At 68.1% G+C, this 20,713-nt stretch carries 7 protein-coding genes; all 7 read right to left on the reverse strand.

The features are described 5' to 3' along the window. Nucleotides 1-8 precede the first annotated feature (8 nt). The 7 genes from IZR01_RS09760 to IZR01_RS09790 are packed head-to-tail and all read right to left on the reverse strand — an operon-like array spanning nt 9 to nt 19,675. Nucleotides 9-16,004 carry a scabin-related ADP-ribosyltransferase gene (locus tag IZR01_RS09760; RefSeq protein WP_194923655.1) on the reverse strand — a complete coding sequence of 5,332 codons (15,996 nt, stop codon included), beginning with the start codon at nt 16,002-16,004 and terminating at the stop codon, nt 9-11. Continuing rightward, nucleotides 16,005-16,301 (reverse strand): hypothetical protein, encoded by a 297-nt coding sequence (locus tag IZR01_RS09765; protein WP_194893002.1) that lies wholly within the window; start codon nt 16,299-16,301, stop codon nt 16,005-16,007. Nucleotides 16,302-16,324: 23 nt separating this feature from the next. Beyond that, the gene (locus tag IZR01_RS09770) at nt 16,325-16,789 is read right to left on the reverse strand and encodes a YbaB/EbfC family nucleoid-associated protein (protein ID WP_194923656.1); all 465 of its coding nucleotides are present in this window, start codon (nt 16,787-16,789) and stop codon (nt 16,325-16,327) included. After that, nucleotides 16,786-18,432 (reverse strand): hypothetical protein, encoded by a 1,647-nt coding sequence (locus IZR01_RS09775; RefSeq protein ID WP_194923657.1) that lies wholly within the window; start codon nt 18,430-18,432, stop codon nt 16,786-16,788. The genes IZR01_RS09770 and IZR01_RS09775 overlap by 4 nt, the downstream gene beginning before the upstream one ends. 43 nt (nt 18,433-18,475) lie before the next feature. After that, nucleotides 18,476-19,039, reverse strand: a complete 564-nt coding sequence (locus IZR01_RS09780) for a hypothetical protein (protein WP_194893005.1) — start codon at nt 19,037-19,039, stop codon at nt 18,476-18,478. Beyond that, the gene (locus IZR01_RS09785) at nt 19,036-19,329 is read right to left on the reverse strand and encodes a WXG100 family type VII secretion target (RefSeq protein WP_194893006.1); all 294 of its coding nucleotides are present in this window, start codon (nt 19,327-19,329) and stop codon (nt 19,036-19,038) included. The genes IZR01_RS09780 and IZR01_RS09785 overlap by 4 nt, the downstream gene beginning before the upstream one ends. 37 nt (nt 19,330-19,366) lie before the next feature. Continuing rightward, on the reverse strand, nt 19,367-19,675 hold the full coding sequence (locus tag IZR01_RS09790; RefSeq protein WP_194893007.1) for a WXG100 family type VII secretion target: 309 nt from the start codon (nt 19,673-19,675) through the stop codon (nt 19,367-19,369). Nucleotides 19,676-20,713: the final 1,038 nt, after the last annotated feature.

Here is a 20,713-nt window from a genome sequence, read left to right on the forward strand (position 1 = left end):
AGGTCAGGTCAGCCGGTGCTCACCAATGCCAGGTCCTCGGCCAGATTCTCGGCCAGGTTCTCAGCCCGGTCCGGAACGGGCGGCGGAGGCACCATCCCATGCTTGATCGCCTCGACGATCGCGGCGAGGGGGTAGCCGCCGCTGAACAGGGAGTCGAAGGTCCCGGCGCCCCCGATGTCCGTGCCCGGCAGGACGGTCACTCTGAAACCGTTGTCCAGAAGCAGCTTCTGCAACAGAAGGCTCAGATGGGTGCGGCCGTTTCCGTCGCCGTAGAGGTGGCTGATGTGCAGGGCGCGCACGGCCTTGGCGATGGCGGTCAGTTTGGCGCCGTCGTCCGTCGCGGCCTTGATGCCCCTGACGTACTCGTGCATGATCGCGCGATAGATCGGCTCCCGGGCGCTCAACGAGTAGTTGGCGTAGATATTGGAGTCGGTGTGCACGGTGATGGGTAGTTCCGACTGCTTGTACTCACCCCACGGCACCAGATTGGAGCGCCGGTAATAAGGGTCATCCAGCGGAGGATCGTCCGGATGCCGGGTTACATCCCGTTCGCTGACGAGTTGGGAGAGATTGTTGTCGGCAGACTCCCTCTGGATTAGGTGCCGGCCGAGGTAGGTCTCATTCTCAAGGTCGTCCGCGGGCTTGCCGGATATGGGGAACTGTGTCTTGGCCTCGTCGGGCTCGTGAAGAACGGTACTGGGCTTGTGGAAGCCGGTGAACTTGTTCCGCGGCATCAGTTTGACGGTTTCGGCATGGAACTGGTGGTACTCACCGAAGCCCAACTGCGAGCCGTCCGCAGAGTCCAGGAACTTCTTATAAGAGCTCTCCATGCTGTCGCGGAACGGGTATTGGCCGCGGCCGGGGACGACGTCGCCTGAATTGGCCTCGGGCGGACGCCCGCGCTCGCTCTTCGGCACCCGCTTCTCGACGTCGTAGAGATCGCCCGGGCGGCTCATCCCCGCACCTTCCCAGGCCGGATTGTGGAGCACCTCCTCAGCCAATCCATGATCCTTCGGGTTGATGTAGAGCTTCCACCACTCGGGTTCCGGCAGCACGTCTGAGAGGTTTTGTCGGCTGCTGTGGATCAGCTCCGAGTAGCCGGAGCCCAAAGCCGTGTCCACGTCCGTCCCGACGACGTACTTGGCGCCAGGGAAGTTGTTGGCGGCGTCGGCCTTGAACCGCTCCCACGTCGTCATGGCCACGCGGTTTCCCGCCGGGACGAAGGCCTCGACCATCGGGCCCTGCGGTCCGCCTGTCTCGACGACTCTGGCGGCGCCGACGAACTTGTCGTTCGCCAGCCAGATCACATCGCCGTGGGCCGGTACGTACCCGTCAAGGGAATCCAGGGTTCGCGGGTCGAACCACGCCAGAGCGCGCTCGGCTTCCTTGGCCTGTGCGGCGAGATCGTAGCCCGGCTGCCATTCGTGCAGGTCCATCAACGCCGAGACCATCTTCGCCCGAACCGCCGAGGGCAGGCTGGAAAAGGGAAGACTGCTGTCCCGGCCGCCGGTCAACCAGTGCAACGCCAGGTGGTTCTGGAAGGCTCCGGCCGACTTCTCTGTGGAGAACAGGCCTCCGGCGGAATCCGAGATGCGCCACGTCCGCGACGAGCCGCTGTCTTTGTACACCAGCACCGGGTTGTCGGGCAGTTTCCTGTCCTGTCGGACCGTCAGCGTCGTTTCGGGCCGGGCCACCAAGAGCTGGACTTCGGGGGAGCCCTGGTGAGAGTTGCCCGCGCGGGTGATGCCGGCGACGAGCTCGTCGACGATCTCGTCCAGCGGCCTGGATCCTGAGAAGAGCTCGTCGGGATCAAGGTGCGGATCGAGGTGCGGATCGAGGGGCGGATCGAGGTGCGGCGCGGCCGTCTCGGCGTTGTCGGCCCACGGATTGTCGATCCGCGTGTTGTCGGCCCACGGGTTGGTCTCGAGAACCTGGGCGGAGCCGGAAACCTCCCCGGGCCGCTCGGGATCGAGCTTCGCGGTGCCGAACCCGCGATCCAACAGCAGCTTCTGGAGCAGGACGTTCCGGACCACCGACCCTTCACGACCGCCGAAGAAGCCGCTCACTTGCAGGGCTCTCACCGTCTTGGCGATCGTCCGCAGCTGGTCGTAGGGGTGGTCCGACAGGCGGGAGACATCCAACCGATAGCTGTCCAGGATCGTTCTCAGCAGCACCCTGCCACTGCCCGACGAGTAGTTCAGCCGCACCACGCCGTCCTTGACCAGGGCGACGGGCAGGTCGCTCTGCCGCGCGCCGAACATGGCCGCCGTGTTTCCCGAACTTGGCAGATCCTCGTGCAGGATACTGCTGGCCCGATCATAGGACGCGAGCAGCCGACGCCCCTGGTAGGTCTCCTCGGTGAGATCAGCGGCGATGCTGGACACTTTGCGGCCGCTGAAGGTCACGCTCTTCGGCAGACCGGTCGTTGCGTCGTGGAAGGGCGTCCGATCAAGACCCGGGAGGTCCTTGACCAGATCATCGCGGAACCTGCCGAACGAGTCGGCATCGAGGTGGAGCGGTGGACCGTCCAGGACCTTCTTGGCGGCTGCCAGCAGGCCGGACGACGGGGAGAAGCCGTTGCCGCCTTGCGAATCGATGCCCAACACCTTCTGGAGATCCGCACCAGGCCGCACCACGGACAGCTTCTCGGGGCCGTTCTGCCGCTCCACGGCGAGCGCGTTTTCGTGGGCCTTGCTGGAACGGGGACCCGACCACGAGTACGGCCCGAGCGACAGCGCCTTGCCGGCGAACGGCGACATCCGAGCCGTATCGGTGACGTGGGGATAGTACGTGGCCAGGACGTGCTGGTAGGTGCCAGTCAGCTCGCTGCCCAGATCGGACGACAGCACGCCGCCGCCGTGAACAGTCCAGACGTTCTGCGGGGCGTGCGTCGGCCCGGCCCCCGGCGCCCACCAAGGGGTGGCCCCCGGCAGGCTGACGGTACCCGGCACGTGGTCGGGCACGCTGGCCCGGACCTCGCCGCCGGCGATCTGCCAGACCTTTCCGGTCGTGCTGATGACCGGCACGTCCCAGCCCCCGTGACCGTGGAACATCGCGGCGCTCAGCGCTTCGCCGAGCGGCGCGCCGTTGCAGCCGATGACGGCGACCCCGTGGACGTACGGCGCGAGCGCGGGGTGGGCGAGATACCCGGCGAGGACCGGCGCCAGTTCCGCCGCGGTGTAGCTGCGGCCTCGGAGCAGGTAGTTGCCGGGGATCGCCGGATCGCCGTGGACGGCGATGTTCACGATGCCGGGCAGGCGCGGCAGGGCGGCGGCCATGCCGAGGTCCTCTGGCCCGTTCACCAAGGTGAAGCCCCCGATATGGGCGTCGCCGGGGTAGGCCTCATGGTCGTGCCACTGGAGGGAGTCGTGCACCGCGCTGAGCACGTCGGTCCCCGGCGCGAGCGTCGAGGTGTGCCGGCTGAGCCAGGTCTGGCGATCCGTCCACGCTCCCCAGACCGGAGCCGCACCGGGGAACGGAATGTGCCCCTCCTGCACGCCGGTGATGAACTCCGGTCGGATCCCGTCCCAGAACGCGACTTCGTACTCGTTGGGGAACGGCGACTTCGTGCCGAGGGTGGACAGCACGTCGATACCGCCGGGGGCGTCGATCGTGTAGCGGTAGACGCGGTGGTCCTGCCGGACGGCGAAATCCAGGGTGTGGATCCAGTCCGGCGTCCTGGTGGTGCTGATCAGGCCGGTGGCGTGCTTCTGGGCCACGTAGTAGCGCAGGCTCCGGGCCAGGTCGCGGTTGCCGGGCCGGAAGCCCGTGCCGAAGACGGCACCGGGCTCTCTCAGATCCCAGCGGTACAAGGGGGAATCGTCGTCGCGGTACCACAGCGGCGACGCCTTGAGCAGTGGGCTGTAGCGGCGCGCGCTGGGCAGCAGCTCCGGCTTGAAGTCCCGGGGGCCGCGATCGAACCCGACCGACGTCGTCGGGATCTGGGTGACCTTCGGCGGGAACGCCCGCCAGTGGGCGTCGAACTGGGCCTCGGTGATGTCGAACCGGTCGGAGGCGCCGTCGTTGAGCACATGGGCCGGGGCCGAGAACTCGGTGTCCGGGATGCGCAGCAGCTGCCCTCGCGCATCCCGGTACACCTGCTGATCGAAGATGTTGTCCCGGGCCGGATCGAAGTACCGGGTGCCCAGATTCCGGATCGCCGTCAGGACTTTGCCGATCCGGCGGTTCAGGAGCGCGGCGCCGAACCAGCTGTCCTTGTAGTCCTTCCCCGGCTTCGTCGTCCCGTGCAGATAGAGGTTCAGAGCCGCTTCGCGCTCGTCGGTCAGCGTGTAGCCGCGGTTCCGAAGGAACTCGGCGGCGGAGGCCAGGGTCAGGGGTCTGCGGATCCCGGCGGCGTCCACCAGGTCGAACCGGGAGGGTACGAGGCGGTCCGAGCCGCCGGTGAATCCGGTCCAGGTATAGGTCTCGTCGTCGACGGTCAGCGTCAGCGGTTCCGCCGCAGGCTTGCGAACGGATGCCGTGGGCCCCGATCTCGGCCCGGTCTCGGACTCAGGACCGGAGTTCGCCTTGATCTTCTTCAGCGCGTCGCCCAGGATCCGGTCGTAGCTGTGCTGCTTCTTGCCGCCGCTCCAATGGCTCACCGCCGGGACGTGCGTGGTCTCGTTCTGCGTGTTCCACCAGGACTTCGGGGTCGGCACGACCGCGGTGCCGTTCAGCTTCCCGGCGACGACGCGGCCGTCGGGGTACTGGACCGCCAGGTCGTTCATCGAGGCGATGTCCAGGTCCGGGTAGTGCTTGGTCAGGAGTTCGGCGAGCTTGTCGCCGCCGCAGGCGACCAGAGCCAGGCCCTGGCCGTCGGCGAGGGTCTTCTCGACCAGCGGCCGGAACAGCGCGAGGGTCTGGTCGTCGGTGAGCATGCGACCCTTGACGAGCACGTGTCCGGTCTCGGCGTCGAGGTGGACCGCGAGGGACTTCCAGCCGGCCGGCATCGTCAGTGCGGAGGCCGTGTCGAACTCGTCGCCTCGGTCCGTGACCGACCATCCGGTGGCCGTGGTGTGCACCGAGTCCTTGAACGTCACGGCGACGTCAGTGCCCGACGGGACCTGCAAGTAGCCGTTGGGATGCAACTCGTCGGCGTGCAGCCCGGGTATCGCCCGGTAGAGGTCTTCACTGGTCTTGATGAAGGCGTGGGCTCCGGGCTTGGCATAGCCGACGGCGCGCAGGGCTTGGACGATCTCGTAGGCGGAGTGGTCGTGTCCGGCCAGCATCCAGCCGGTGAGCGCACCGAGGAAGTCCTCGTGATCCCCGGCCGGATCGAACAGCTTCGCCAGGAGGTAGAGCCGCGCGGCGGTTCCGGACGGACCGGACAGCACCGGCATCCGGCCGTCGGTCACCACCTTCTGGTACCAGTCGGTGCCGGTCTTCACCTCCGACCACAGCTGACCGGTGATCCACGGCAGCGGCTCCTTCTCGTCATCCCCGAGTTCGGGATGCGTACGGAGCAGATGCGCCAGTTCGTACTTGCCGAGGCCGACACCGTAGCCCTTGAGATCGACCTGAGTCATCCGGAACAGCGCCTTGGCCGGATCCGGGCGCTTGTCCCGGAAGCCGGCGGAGCGCAGCAAGTCCGCGGCCGCCTCGGTCTTCGGGGTGAGCGCCGTGCTGGTCGCGAGCCCGCCGAAATGGTTCGCCAGGTGGCCGGACTCAGTGAACTGGATCGCTTGGGCCGCCAGAGAAGCCGATCCGGCCGCCGCGTCCGGCGTCGCCTCGCGAATGTGCTGGCGGTAGGCGCCGAGCTTGTCGACGTCGACGCGGCCCGCGGTCTTGAGCAGCCACTGGTGGCCGAGATTGTCGCGGCGCAGCATCGTCGTGAGGAAGGTGTGCTCGCCCCGGCTGAAATAGGCGCCGTTGTAGAAGGCGGTCATCAGCTCCCGGGTGTTTCCGTCCCTGAGCAGGTCGTCCAGTCTGACGGTGGGTCCGACCTGGCCGGAGCCGGTGACGTCGTCCTGGAAGAACGCCTTGTCGAGGACCGCGTGGTCCACGCCTGGGTTCAGGTTCCGCAGTGTCGTGCGGAGCTTGACGACCATGTCCCGGGCCGCCGTCAGGCTCGACTGCTTGGCGAGCAGATACCCGCCGATCCGGGCCTCGTGCGCGGCGTCCTGCTTTGACGACCCCCATGAGTACGTGGTCACCGAGGACAGCAGATCGGTGGAGGCGATCGAGTCCGTGGGCGGGCGTACCCAGACGTCGTCCCGGTCCGACGGCTCGAACCCGTGCCAGGACTCGTCCGAGACCCGGCCGTTGGGGTTCGCCTTGTCGAAGGTGATGAACGCACCGTTGACCTTCGGCTGGAGGGCATCGCCGGCGTCGTGCGCGACGGTGACGGCGCGTACCTGTCCGTTCCGGAGGTTGACGAACACCGAGGAGTTGGGCGCGGTGACCGATCCGTCCCAGACCTTGGCCAGCTGTGCGGCGAAGGAGTCCTGACGATCGGGGACGCCGTTCTTCATGACGACCTTGATCTCGCCGTCCTTGACGGCGACGATCCGGCCGGCCTTGACCGCCTGGGCGTTCTCGGCGGCTTCGGACATCAGCAGCGTCAGCTTGGTGTCCGGCGTGACGCCGGCCTTGGTGAGCAGGCCGACGACGTTCTCGACGGCCTGCTTCCGGTCCTCGGCCTGAACGAATTCACCGTGGCCGGGCAGGATCACGGCCACTTGCCCGGCCGGCACCTTCACGTTCTCGAAGGCCGTGCGCAGCGCGGAATCGGATTCTTTGCCGCCGCCCAGCCACACCACCCGGCCGTCCGAGGACCGGACGGCGAGGAACAGGGTGCTGTGATCGGCCTGGGTCGACTTCAGGCTGCCCGGGGTGAATTCGGGCTTCCACCTGTCGTCGGCCCCGGAGCCCGCGTCCGATGGCCCGTCTTGGTGCTTCCTGACGACCCTGTTGAAGAGCATGCTGTCTTTGCGATGACGGAACGCCTCCCCCTTCGGGGTGAAGCCTTCCTCCTGGCTCACGCTGTCCCGCAGCACCTTGAACGCCGGGTTGGCGCCGAGCTCGCCCAGGACGGCCTTCTCGATCGGCGCGTCCTCGAAGTAGAAGCGGCGCAGGGCCTTGATGTAGTTGGCCAGGTGCTGGGTCTCGGTCAGGACGCTGTACTCGTCCAGGCTCGCCGCCGGGGGCTCGGGCTCGTCGAGGCTGAGCCAGTAGGTGTCCTTGGGCGCGGTGAGGATGAAGGGTTTCTCCACAGCCCAGTTGAAGGACTCGCTATTGGCGCCGCCGTCCGACCGGCGCAGCGAGGAATCGATGTCGGGCAGCGAGCCGATCTCGTTGGCGACGGTGCGCATGGCGGTCAGAGTGACCTCATGGCCCGCGTTCTCACCGGCGCTGTCCGGGAGCTTGGCCCGCGGGTCCGGACCGTCCGGGAAGTCCACTCTTCGGGACCCGCCGGGCTCCACCTTCATCACGGCGCCCCACTCATCCACCGTGAGCAGGCCCTTGTGCAGCGACGGGTCGAAGACGTACTCGGTCCGCAAGCCGTTCTCGTCCAAGCCCTCCACGATGGTGGCGACGTGATAGCCCCAGGTCACCTCCTTCGGGTCACCCCAGAAGCCGCCGACGGCGGTCTCCGCGCTGACGGTCAGCTTCTGACCGCCGGATCGGACCGCGAAGACCTTGCGCGGGGCGTATCCCCATTCGGTCAGCTTCTCCGCCAGAACATGCGCGCGGTCGTAGCAGCCGTCCTCCGGATAGTCGAAGGGGATGGGCCGGTTCCCGTCGTCGCTGTCCTTGTACGTCTCGCGGGACAGCCGCGAGAACAGATCCTGGGCCACGTCGGAGGTGACCTTCGGCCCGTTCCCATAGAAATCCCGCACAGCCGAGAGGTCGACGTCATCGCTCGCGCTTGCCGCCCGCTGGACGGCGTGCAGGAGCTGTTGCCCTTCGCCGGTCGTGATCGGGCCGTCATGACGGCCCGGGTGGACGAGTTCGGCCAGTCCGGCCAGGGCCTGGTGCGGATCGAAGGCCCCTGAGTCGTCCGGTCCGAGGCCGTTCTTGCGGATCAGGTCGTAGAGCCGTCGGGCTTGGGTCGCCCGGTCGATGTCGAGCTCGGCGCTCGGACGCAGGACGTCGGCGAGGCCGCCGACGTGGGTCAGCCGGGCGTTGCGGTCCTCAGCGGTGAGGACCAGGCCGCCGAGCCGGTCCTGGTGGCCGACTCCGATCTGGTCGGCCAGGTTCTTGACCTCGGCGTTGGTCGCCACCCGGTCGCGGTTGCCGGCAGCCAGGTCCGAGACCCTGTCGGGGACACCGGGGTGTTTCGTGCCGGTCGGCGGCAACCAGCGGTGCGCACTGGCGATGTCGGTCTCGCCGACCGACCGTCGCGCCGACGGTGCGAGTTTGGCCATCGCCTCGGCGAGGTCCTCGGTGTCGGAGTCGAAGACCCGCTCGCCGTTCCGGTAGCGGCTCCAGGTCGGCTCGTCGGCCGGCCTGATCTCATTGCTCCAGAAACGATGCGCGGGCGGGGGCGTCGTCGTGTGACTGGTGACGACGGTGTGGCCGGGCAGTTGCCAGACGGTGCCGTCGGCGGCGATCACATCGCGTCCGGTCAGCCGGCTCAGTACCGCGGCGAAGTCGGCGCCGTCGCAGCCCACGAGGACGATCGGCTCTTCCCCGGGGCCCAGCCGGTCGATCAGGATCCCCGCGGCCTGCTCGTAGGTCAGGGACTGGGTCTCCGAGTCGAGCTTGACCGTTCCGGTGGCCTTGTCGATGTGCGCCGCGACGGTGCGGTGCCCGTCGAACCGCGGCAGCGCGGTGAACGCGGCCTGGTCGTCGGCGTGGCTGGGGAACACCAGGTGCCCGGACTGTTCAAGGAGCAGATGCGCGTGCTCGGAGAGGTGGTCGACGCCGGGGACGACGTGTGGATTCCCGACGTGGGCGTTGCTGGGACCCGCGACCGGATGGTGCGAGCCGCTCGCGTCGAGGGTCTGGACGTGGGCGTTGGGGTGCGAAGCCTCGGTCTGCGGCCCGTGGAACTCGGCGGTCCGGGCGATCGAGGAGCGCAGCTCATCGACGATCGTGTCCAGTGAAGCGCCGCCGTTGAAGAGCTTGAAGAAGGTGCGTTCCGCATCCTGGCCCACGGCGCCCTCCGGGGCCGCGGCCGGCAGGACCGCTACGCCGAAACCGTTGTCCAGGAGCAGTTTCTGGAGCAGCAGGCTCAGGTGGGTACGTCCGTTGCCGTCCGGAAAGAAGTGCGCCACATGCAGTGCCCGAACCGCTTTGCCGATCGCGCGCAGCCGATCGCTCTCGCCCGCCGAGTCCCGGATTCCGCGCAGGTACTCGCGCATGATCGCCTCGTAGAGCGGGCGGCGGGCGGCGAGCGTGTAGTTCACGTCGATCTTGAGGGAGGTGCCCGCACCGGCCTTCTCTTTGCTGTACGTGCAGATCGGCAGGTCCGATTCGTCCTTGCCGATCTCGCGGATGAGCTTCTGGGTCACCTTCAGCGACTCGGGCAGCTTGGTGGCGAAGATCGCCATGGCGTCGTTGGCCGACGTCCTGGGCGCCAGCAGCGGCCGGTTCAAGTAGCGCTCGGACTCGGCGTCCGCCGCCGGATCGCTGACCCAGGCCGAGAAGGACGTCTTGTTGGCGTTGTCCGCCTCATGGCGTCCCAGGACCGAGGACTTCTCCTGGAACTGCCTGTCCGCCAGCTTGGAAATCGCGAGGCTGTGCAGCTTCTTGTAGGAGTCGAAGTCGACCCCGGGAAGCTTGGACAGCTCGCGCAGGGCTTCCGCCATCCCGTCTCGGAACGGGTACGCCCCCTCCGGGAGCTGCTTAGTCTTGTTCTCCGGATCGACGCGGTCGTAGTAGTCACCGGGTCCGGTGACGCCCCGCGCCTTGGCATCGGCCAGGTTGAGCGACGCCAGCGCCTTCTCATGGTCCTTGGGGTCGATGTACAGGCGCCACCACTCGTCCTCGGGCAGGACGTCGGTCAGATCCTTCCGGGTGTCCTTTATAAGGTCCCGGTAGCCGCCCTTCAACGCGGACGGCAGTAGGCCTCGGAGCTTGGAGCTGAACCCTGCTCCCCGCAGCTGCTCGTCCGAGCCGCCGGGCGATCTCGTCACCGTCGGTGCCCCGTCATGCTGATCGAGCGATCGCACGGCCTGGTAGTGCGGTCGCGGACCGCTCGTGTCCAGGAAGAGCGTGACCTCTGTGGCGCCGTCGGGGTTCAGCGAGGTGGCCGTGTGGTCGGAGCGGACCACGGTGATGTGCAGGTCCAGCAACACCGCCACGCTCTCCGGCAGGTCGTCGCCGAGCGGGGAGTCCCACAGGCTCGGCAGTCGCTGGGCGAACTCCAACATAGAGGAGTAGGAGGGGAGTCCCTTTCCGCTCTCGGTGTCGGTGCGGGCGTACTCGGCGAGCGCCGCCATCCCGTCCTTGCCGTCGTCGGTGTAGCGGTCCGAGAGGCTGCGGAGCAGGCTGGTGCGCTCGTGGAGCGTGCCGTTGTCGAGGAGGTCTGTCAGGCGCTCCAGATGGATGTTCTTGGCGGTGCGCGGTGCGGACGCGGAGTCCGGCGGCACGTCGGAAGGCCTGGTCACTGTCGTCGAATCCAGATGGAGCCGCGAGAGTTCTTGCAGCCGGTCGTCGCTGAGTTCGGAGAGCAGGACCTGAGCGCTTCGGCGGCTGGTCGGCGATTCCTCGCTGCCGATCGTCAGAGGTGTTTCGCCGGAGTGGTCCGAGCCGGTGGCGGACTGACGCAGGCGGTCGGCGACACTGTGGCGCCAGGCCGGGACCTTGGCCGGGTCCGGGCCGATGCCGTGGATGTCCAGTTCGCCGAGCGAGGCGGCCAACGCGTGGTGGAAGCAGTTGCCCAGGGTGAGCGCCGATGGCGGTAGGTCTGGTTCGAAGGGCACGTACGAGGTGTCGTCGAGCTGGAACGCGGACGACGGGGGGCGGTCGTCGTCGGACAGGGCCCCCGCGTGGCTCTCACGGCTCCCGGTCCACTTGTAGGCCGGACCGGAGATGTCCTTGTCCCCGGCCGGCAACGCGCTGAAGCCCTTGTCCGCTTCGGCCAGCGCGTCGGAGAGCTCTGATTCGCCCAGGCCTGATTCTTCACGGCCGTCTCGGTAGCGGCTCCAGGTCGCACTCGGCTTCGCCGACTTGTCCCACCACTTGCCCTGCTTCGGGACGGAGTCGCCGCGTTCGGCCACGACGTGGTGTCCCGGCAGCTGCCACACGGTGCCGTTCGCCGCGATGACGTCGCGGCCCAGCTCCTTGCTGAGGACCTTGGCGAACTCGGCGCCCTCGCAGGCCACGAGGACGACCGGGGTGGCGTCGGCATCGTCGGCGAGCGTGTGCTTCACCAGGCGCGCGGCTTCGTCGTAGGTCAGGGATTTGCCGCCGACGCGCACGGTCTTCGCCGCCGCGTTCACGTGGGCCGCGACGGTCCGGGTGTTCTTGAACGTCGGCAGTGCCTCGAACGCGTCCCGGTCCTCGGCCCGGTCGGTGAGGACCACGTCGCCTCGGTCGTTCCTGCTGATCGCCGAGGCGAACTCATCGTGCAGGGCCTGTCCGTCCCGGGCGGGCCCGGACCGCTGGTGGCCCTCGGCGTGACGGCCGGCCAGGCCGTCGTGCAGCTTGCTGACCGTGAGCCTGCCGCGATTGTCCAGCGCGGCCTGGAACAGTCGGCGCTGTGCGCCGGCATCGGTTTCGTGATTCGGAACGAGCTGGTCCAGCAGCGGCTTCAGGGCATCGGCGCCGAGCGGCCCGTCGCCGGTGCGCGCTGAGGTCGAGCGGGCCAGGGCGATCAGTTTGTCAGCGGCCTTCAACCGGTCGGTGACACCGTTCGAGGACGCGTCGAGGGAGTGACCGGCGGCGTGGACGACGTCGGCCGCCTCGATGACCCGCCCTCGGGACAGGCCGCTGGCCTTGGTCAGCGCACTGACGGTGGCGCTCGCGGCGACCGGGTCGGCGTCGAACTTCGTGGTGAGCCGTTCGTAGCGGAACGAACGGGCCAGAGTGTCCGCCCCGGCCCGGCCGCGCGGGATCGCCCCCGCCGCGTTGGCCAGGAGCTTCAAGGTCTGCGGCGTCGCGGTCAGGTTCTCCTCACCGCTGAGCTTCCTGACGAAGCCGTTCAGGTCGTCCAGGCCGAGTGCGCTGTCCCGCGGACCCAGATCGGCGACGGCGAGGATCCGCGCGAGACTGCCGATCTGCTCCCGGTAGCCGGGCCCGGCCGCTTCATAGACCTGCTTGTGCAAGGTGAGGGTGTCCAGCGCACGGTTCAGACCGTCGTAGGGTCCTGCGTCTGTCAGCCCGCCGATGATCTGGTCCGCGGTCTTCACAGCGGTATAGGCATCGCCGTCGGTCAAGGTGTCCACGTGGCCGCGAACAGATTCGGGCAGTTGTTGCCACTGATGCTCGAAGCGCAGGGAACCGGTGTCCAAGGTGGACGACGGGTTCTGCTCGGCCTCGCGCGCGCCGACCGCGTCGGCCAGGCTCGCCAGTTGCCGCAGGCCCTCGTCGTGGTTCTTCGGCCCCGGTCCCAGCACCCGGTCGAGCAAGGGTTCGAAGTTGGCGGCGCGCAGCGGCCCGACGACGCTCGCCGCCGACTCCTTGTGGTCCGACCTGAGCAGGTCGGACAGGCGGCGCGCGGTGACCAGCGTCGGCGCCAGGCCGTCCGGCCCGAGCCGGGCGAACTCGCCTTCGCCCAGCAGGTGGTGGGTCAGCGTCAGCAGTTCGACGCCGCGTTCCCGGACGGCGAACTCGTCGAGCCGGCCGGTCGGGACCCCTGCGTCGGCGAAGGCGCGCGCGGCGTCCTCGTGGGTGATCCCCAGATGCTTCTCGACCGCGGCGAACGCGGCGCGGGCCCGCAGACTGGCGAGGGTGACGTCACGGTGCCCGGTGAGGTCGTCGATCACTTTGCCCAGACCGGTCAGGTCCTCATCGGGGGTCCGCTTCGGGCCGAACACCTTGTCCAGCACCATGTCGACGTGCTGAGCGCGCAGCGGACCGCGGGCCGCGGCCGCGGTCCTGGGCAGATCGCGCCGGACGACGTCGACGACCGCGGCCAGGTGCGTGAGGCTCTGGTCGCCGGGATCCTTCAACCCCATGTCCCGCACCAGGTTCTGGACGTCGAGGACGCGTTCGCGCCAGTCGCCCTCCGGTGGCACCCCGGTGCGTTCGGCCAGGTTCGCCAGGTCTTGGGGCTTGAGCCGCAGATCGTGCGCCAGATCCTCGTAGCGCAGCTTGACGGGAAGCGCGGCGAGCGTGAGGGGCTCGTCCTGGCGGTGGGCCCGCAGGGCGAGGTTCGCCACCTTGGCGACGTCCTGCCGCCATTTCGGATCCAGCCTGCCGCCCCGGACCTCGTGGATGAGGCGCCGGAAGTCGTTCAGGGTGAGCGGTCGGTCCTCCGGCAGCATGCCGGGCAGTTCGCGGCGGGACAGCGCGACGAGCTGGTGCAAGGCTGCCAGCTGGCTGATCCGGTTCGGGTCGGCCGCCCCGAAGGTCTCGCGCTGGAGACCCAGGAGTTCGGCGGCGTGGTCGTAGTCCGCGCGGCCGCCCCGGCCCGTGCCGTCGGCGATCTCGGGCTTGCCGGAAAGCTGTTCGATCTCCCGCTTGCTCACGGTGCGCAGGCTCTTGGCCGACACGTCCGGCACCGTGCCCAGGTCTTCGCGCAGCCGGTCGAAGGCGACCCGCCGCCGCTGTCGCAGGGCATTGATCTGCTGGAGGTCGGCCAGTTGGTCCAGGCCCTCCTTGAACCCGGCGATCCGCCGCGCGCTCGGTTTGACCCGCATATCGGGGACCTTCGCCAGCAGCGTGTCGAGCGCCTTGGGACTCCCGCCCCGCGCCGCCTTCACCATCTGACCCAGCAGGGCCAGGTCGGGGTCGGGCTTCGCGTCCTCGGCCGCTTTGAGGACGAGATCGAGACCGGATTCCTTCTTCCCCGAGAGGAGGTCGTACAGATGGGTGACGTCGGCGAAGTCCGCCAGCGACCGGGCACCGACCCCGGAAGCCCGTGCCGCATCCTGGACCTTCTTGACCGTCTCCTTGTAGTCCTTCAGGTCCGGCAGCCGATCGCGGACCTTCCCGACCAGATCCTGACGCACCGCCACCGACGCCCGCGCGGTCTTCGCGACGTCCTGCGCCGACGGCCCACGCTTGAGCAGCGAGGTTTCCTTGCCGTCCTTGAGCAAATACAGCTGATGGTCGCTGTCGGGGTTCAGGTGCAAAGGGTGCTCGCCGTCCTGGAGGACGACGACGTTCACATCGTTGGCGCGGGCGAGTTCGGACAGCTTGTCCAGGTCCGGATCGGCCGGCTTCCCGGCTTTGAGGGTGCTGATGAGGTCGGCGACCGGCTCGGGGAGGGCTTGCAGCTCCGCCGGGTCGATCTCGGCCTTGGCCAGGCCGCCGGGGTGGACGTCGAACCCCTGGTCCCGGCCCAGCACGACCCGGCCGCCGCCGGCGAAGAAGACGACCCGCGGGTCGTAGACCGGCCCCACGGACTTCTGGTCGGCGGACGGCCGGACCACGACCCAGTCGCCCGGCTCGCCGTCGCGGCCCCGGACCGGTACCACGACCTCCAGCTTCGGCGGCGTCGCGCCCGGACCCAGGTCGGGCAGCTTGGCTGCGAAGTCGTTCACGGCGTCCTGGACCGCGTCCAGGCCGTCGCGCCCGACCGGGTCGGTGAGCACGATCCGGTTGTCGCCGGCCGGTGTGAACAGCTTGCCGGCGTCGAAGTTCTTCTCGTTCGAGACCAGCTCGTTGAGCTTGGCGACGATGGCGTCCGGGGTCCGGCCCCCGCTGTTTCCCAGATACAGGGTCTTGACGCCGGGGTCCGAGGGCGCGTTCTTGACCAGGCTGCGCAGGTCGCCCAGGTCCGAGGGCAGCGGGCTGGATCCGGAGTCCCCGGTGAAATCGGCGATCCGGGGCAGCGACACCGGCGGTATCTCCGGGCTGTCCAGGTGCAGGTCAAGGTGCAGGTCGGCGTCGAAGTCCGAGCCGTCGTCCGAGCCGACGTCGAGATAGTCGAGCTCGTCGTCGTGGGACCCGCCGATCGGGGGCGGTTCCTTGAACGTCAGCAGGTTGGTGTCGGCCCCGACCTTCTGGAGCGCCAGGTCGGGGGAGAAGTGCTCGTCGACGGGCGGCTTGAAGTCGTCCCCGGCGAGGTTCATCTCGTCGAAGTCCTCTTCGTGGAAGCCCTCCCCGCCTCCCTTGCCGCCGTGGTTCGCGCCGAACAGCCCCATCGCGGTGCCGCCGGCCAGCGCGCCGACCGCCTGCTCCCAGTCGATCTGCTGGTTCTGCGCGACGTCGCCGATCAGGGTGCTGGCGAAGTTGGAGACGCCGCCGATCCCGCCGACCAGCAGCTTGTTGCCCCACCCGGTGCCCTTGAGCAGGTTCGGGGCGAACTTCATGAACCCGCCGGTGATGGCCCCGTCGAAGAAGCCGCCGAGCGCGCCGATCCCGGCGGAGATCCCGACCTCGCCCCAGTTGAACCCGGTGCCGAATTTGACGTTCGTCAGTTCCTGGGCCAGCGCGTCGTTGACCGCCGACTGGCCGCCGAACATGGCGACCTTGCCGAGCAGCTGCTTGCCGATGTCGAGCATCGTGATCTCGGCCTCGGGGATCTGCTCCTCCTCCAGGGCCTCGCCCGAGCCCGGGAAGAAGGCGTCGACCACCCGGTCGTAGAGCAGCATCACACCGAGCTCGGCGGTGTTGAGGATCATCGAGATCTTGCTCTCGTAGACGCTCGCGGCCATCCCGTAGGAGGCCTCGCTCTGCGCCGTCATCATCTGCACGATCTGCGGGATCGAATCGCCGGTCAGACCGTTCATCGTGTCCTGGAACATGTCGATCCCGGGCCCGTTGACCGCGCTCGTGACGTCGACGGTGTCGCCGTGCACCTCGCTGCTGAACTCCAGGAACTGTCCCTGGTGTCCGGTCCAAAGGTCGCCGAGGCCGCCGAGCTGGTCCTCGTCGGCCTGCGGGTACACCGAGTCCATGTTGATGATCCGGGCCACCCAGCGCAGTGGCTCCGGCAGATCCAGGCCCACTCAGGTCTCCGCGTTGATCTCGGCTTGCCGATAGGCCAGCGCGGTCTCCTGGAGGTTCTGCCCCGCCGAGCCCACGACGCCGGACAGGCCGCCGGTGGAGTCCAGGACGGACCGGGTGCCGGGGTTGTAGTTCTCGGAGAACTGCACGCCGTAGATGTCCTGGCCCCACACCTCGCCGTAGCCGTCCAGATCGGCCTGGAGGCCGCCCACCATGCCCACGAGGCGCGCCCCGTGCTCGACGAACTTCGTCCCGTGGTCGTACACGCCGTCGGGGTCGGCGGCCAGCGTCGTGGGCATGGTCAGTTCCTCATATCGATCGTCTACTCGCCGGCGACCGGCGCGTAGGAGGGGAATCCGCCCTTGAAGATCTCTTCGACGTCCACCCGCGGCCGGGCCGGCCGGAACACGGAGGTGATCTCCACGGCCTCGCGCTGCGCCTCGGCCTGGGCCGCCCCCACGGTCTCGGTCACCAGCTTGGACAGCTCGACGGCCGAGAGCTCCCGATGGGCCCGGCCGGAGAACTTGGCCTCGATCAGGCGGCCCCGGGCGTCCACGGTGACCGTCAGCTCGCGCTTCTTCGAGGTCTTGCTCACCCGGACGGCGGTCAGCCGGCGCTGCGCCTCGGCGGTGTCGGCGACAGCCCGTTGATACCGCTGCATCGCGTCGGCTATCCGCTGGTCGAAGTAGGTCGGGCCCATGGCCACGGCCTCGGCCCGAGTCAGCAGCTCCTTGCCGTCCGCGGAGCGGATCAGGCCCTCGGGCGCCGCCTGGTCCGGCCCGGTCATCGCATCATGCCGGGGTCCAGGTCGGACAGCCCGAGCCCGTCCCGGCTCGCTCGGCGCTCGGACTTCGGGTCCGACAGCCCGAGCACCGGCGGTGCCAGCTCGACTCCGGCACCCCAGACGTCCTCGTCCTCCTCCAGGAAGACATCGCGTTCGCGGCCCTGGCTCTGGCCTTGCTGGCCCATCATGCCGCCCATCGGCGGGTAGAACGGCATGCCCGTGGAGCCCTCCGCCGCGGCTTCCTGCGCCGCGGCCTCGGATCCGAGCGCTCCGGCCGAGCCGGCGCCCAGGGCACCCAGGGATCCCAGACCGCCCATACCGCCCACGGCGTCGGCGCCGCCCAGACCTCCGAGGCCGCCCAGGCCGCTCAGGCCACTGCCTCCGCCCAGGCCGCCGAGCCCGGCCAGGCCGCTGGTGCCGTTCAGACCACCGATGCCGGTGAGCCCGCCCAGGCCGCCGAGCCCGTCCTTGACCGAACCCAGGCCGGCGAGGTTGACGTTCGGACCCGGTCCGCCGAGCCCCTTGAGGAGATTGTCCAGGCCGGTGCCCAGGTTGGAGTCGGACTTGCCGAGCCCGTTCAGGCCGTCGCCGATCCCGCCGAGGCCTTTGCTGAAGTCGTCGCCGATCCCGCCCAGGCCCTTACTGAAGTCGTCGCCCAGGCCGCCCAGGCCTTTGCTGAAGTCGTTCCCCAGGCCGCCCAGGCCCTTGTTGAAGTCGTTGCCCAGACCGCCAAGGCCGCCCAGACCCTTGTTGATGTTGTCCAGGGTCTTGTCGAGGTTCGGATTGTCCGTGTTCTGATTGTTGTTGGTGTTGTCGCCCGTACTCGGGTCCTTGCCCAGATTCGGCGCGGCGGGGTTGAACGTGACGTTGTTGAGGATGTCGATGGTCGGAATCAGTCCGGCGTAGACGTTCGACGCCCACTGGGCCATGAGCTGACTACAGTTCCACATCGTGACCGGGGTCAGAGCCGGTTCGCTCAAGGTGGCGTCGGTCGCCGACCACGGAGAGGTGTTGCTGGGGGTGTAGAACATCATGAGGGCCATCCGGTCGTGGCCATCGCCGACCGCCGAGTTGCTCCAGAGCAGGCCGCAGATGTCGTTCATCTTGGAGAGCATGGCCGGGATGTTGGTGAGCACGGTCGGGGCGGTCGGAGTCGTGCCGACGTTCGCCGCGGTCAAGCCGGTGAGCTTGCCGATCTCGTCGGCCACCCCGTTGATGTAGGTGTAGACCTTGTCGGCCAGCTGGTAGAAGACGTCGGCCGCCTGGCCGGACCACGCCGAGCCCTTCTCCCCGACCGCGGCTTCGATGGCGTCGTTCATCCAGGTCGCGTAGGCGTAGAGCGCCAACTGAACGCCGGCCAGCGATTCCCACGCGATCTGCCAGGTCTCGGGCTTGCACTCGGACCACGTCATCGGGATGGAGCCGCCGCCTTCCCAGCCGCCGAACATCGCGACGTAGGCCTGGTTATAGGTGTATCCCTGGTTCGAGGTCGGATCGCCGACGAACTTGAAGGTATCCACCAGGTTCGCGATCGGCGCGGTTCCGCTGTCGCTGTAGGGCCCGACCCCGCTGTGCTGGTACAGATCGCCGAGATTCTTCGCGTTGGGGTTCACCGGATTGGCTACCGGCGGCGTGTAGTGGTCCAACAGATGTCTCCTCGGAATCCTGCGATGGTCGGGGGAACGGTCCTCAGAGCTTGGGCGGAGGCGGCGTCGGAGCCGTCACGCCGAGCTCGGACTCCAGACTGGTCAGGTCCGTGTAGGCGACCTGCTCCCCGTTCGCGTATTCGGTGGCGGCGTTGATCAGACCGTTCGCCAGGTCCTTGACCATGTCGTAGATCGACAGCGTCACGTTGTTGAGCTTGCCGGTCTGCAACAGCGACAGGGCCACGGCTATCTGCGTGTTGTACTTCAGCTTGGCTTGGTACGCGTTCTTGTAATAGCTACCGTCCTGGCAAAAGCCCGGCAGCAGACCGACCCCGTTCTGCGCCACGGTCCCGTCGCCGTCCTGGCTGTAGGTCTGTGCGGTCAGGCCGAGTCCGCCCGAACCCACCGGCTGACCGATGGCCGCGGGCAGGGTGACGAACAGTTCCTTGCCCGCCGCACCGCTGCCGGCGGTCGTGTCGGCCCCGGTCAGGGAGCTGAGAAGCATCTGCCCCAGCGCGTTGATCGCCTCGTGGTCCGCGGAGACCCCGGACCCGCTGTCGCTGTTGCCGCTCTTGCCGTTGCCGTTGTTGTCGCCGGACCCGCTCACTTTCCGAGCGTCCAGCTGTTCTTGACCCGGCCCTCGGTCGCCTTGAAGTTCTCGTTGACGTTGCCCAGCGTCATCGACGCCCGGGTCAGCAGGTCCTGCATCCGCTTGGCGTCGTTGTCCCACGCGGTCTGGCAGATGTGGTACTCGTCCTGCGCGGCGCCGGACCAGGACGCCAGCATGCCCTTGAGATCGCTGTCCAGACTGTCCAGCTCGGCCTGGAGCTCGGTACTGACCTTCTGAAGGGCACTGATCGTGTCGTCGACGCCGTTGAACTGGATGGCGAATGCCATGTCTTCACTCCTCCTTGCAGCCCGGTCGGGCAGCGGGTCAGACGCCGTCCAGGATGGCCTGGAGCTTGCTGATCTCGGTGTCGTTGGCCTGCTCGTTGGCGTCGTAGTGGATCCCGGTGCCCTTGAGCGTGTCCCGCATGTTCGACAGCTGCACGATCACATCGGCGAACTGCTTCTCCCAGGCCACGACCACCTGAAGGTACTTCTGTGCCGAAGGCCCACTCCAGGGCATGGCATCGACGTAGCCGTTGACCGCCTTCAACAGCCCCTCGGCGGAATTGACCGTCTGGTCGATCCGCGAGGCGCCCTTCGCCATCTCTACCGGGTCACCGGTCGTCTGCACCACTGGGACACCACCTCACCATGCGTCAGGCCGGCGCGCCGTGTTCCGGCGGCCGGGTTGCGGTGTCATCTCATCGGGGGCGTCAGGGTGACCGCAAGGCTCTGTCTAGAGTCGTTGAGGGGAACGTTGAGGTTTGATCGTCTGGCGCGGTGGCGGGCTGCGTTCGCGCTGTTGGTTTGGTGGGTTCTGCGGGCGGGGCGGGTGGTGGGTGTGGGTGCGGGTGGCAGTACGGGTGGCAGGTACGGGTGGCGGGTGTGGGCGGCAGGGTTTTGGTTTGTGGCTTGCGGTTGGGGTGTTGGTTAAAGGCATTTTTACGGAACTACCTGGTATTGACTAATCACGGATCGAGACGCAGTTCGTTGTGGTGCTCGATGTGCGTGGGCGGCTGCCGGTTGTGTGGGTGGTGCGCGCGGGTCCGAGTCACTGCGCACGCGTTGTGTTGGCGGCAATCGGCGCGTGTGGTGGGTGCCTGAAGTCAACGGCAGGCGCCTCCGGCGGGGGCTCTTGGCTCCCTCGGGGAACTGGCGCGGTTCCATAGGGTGGTCGAGCCAGTCTCAGCGGCGGCGGTTTGTGAGGTGGTGCGGTTCGTTCCCCACGGTCGCGTCGTCAGCCCCAAGGGGTACAGCGCCGAACCCCGGGAGTAAAGTCCGCGCCCTCACGGTAAGCAGGCAGGTGGCGGCCGCGTACAGCGCGAACTTGACTCCCGAGAACCGGCACTGTAGGCAAAGCCCTGCCGACGCGACCGAGGGGAACGAACCGAAAACCGACCGGAAGAAAAGCAGCCGCAGGGTACGAGGGCACGGGTCAGCAGTGCGGCTGCCGGTGTGGTGTAGGGGAACTTCCTCGGTCCACCACTGCTCGACACGCCCGAACGCGTGACGATCAGCATGGATGTCAAGAACCGGCCATCCTGGGGGCGCATTTCATTAACACGCTGACTTGATCTAGTGGCCGAGGGCGGCGGTGAGGCGGTCCGGGGTGCGCAGTGGTTGTTCAGCGGGGGTGAAGGCGAAGCCGAGGCCGGCCAGAGCGCGGATGGTG

Source organism: Catenulispora pinisilvae, assembly GCF_015356865.1.
GTDB lineage: Bacteria > Actinomycetota > Actinomycetes > Streptomycetales > Catenulisporaceae > Catenulispora > Catenulispora pinisilvae.

What these genes read in the sequence shown, in the direction of transcription:
- IZR01_RS09765 (WP_194893002.1), bottom strand. Translation starts at nt 16,301, where the DNA reads ATGCCCACGACGCTGGCCGCCGACCCCGACGGCGTGTACGACCACGGG.
- IZR01_RS09770 (WP_194923656.1), bottom strand. Translation starts at nt 16,789, where the DNA reads ATGACCGGGCCGGACCAGGCGGCGCCCGAGGGCCTGATCCGCTCCGCG.
- IZR01_RS09785 (WP_194893006.1), bottom strand. Translation starts at nt 19,329, where the DNA reads ATGGCATTCGCCATCCAGTTCAACGGCGTCGACGACACGATCAGTGCC.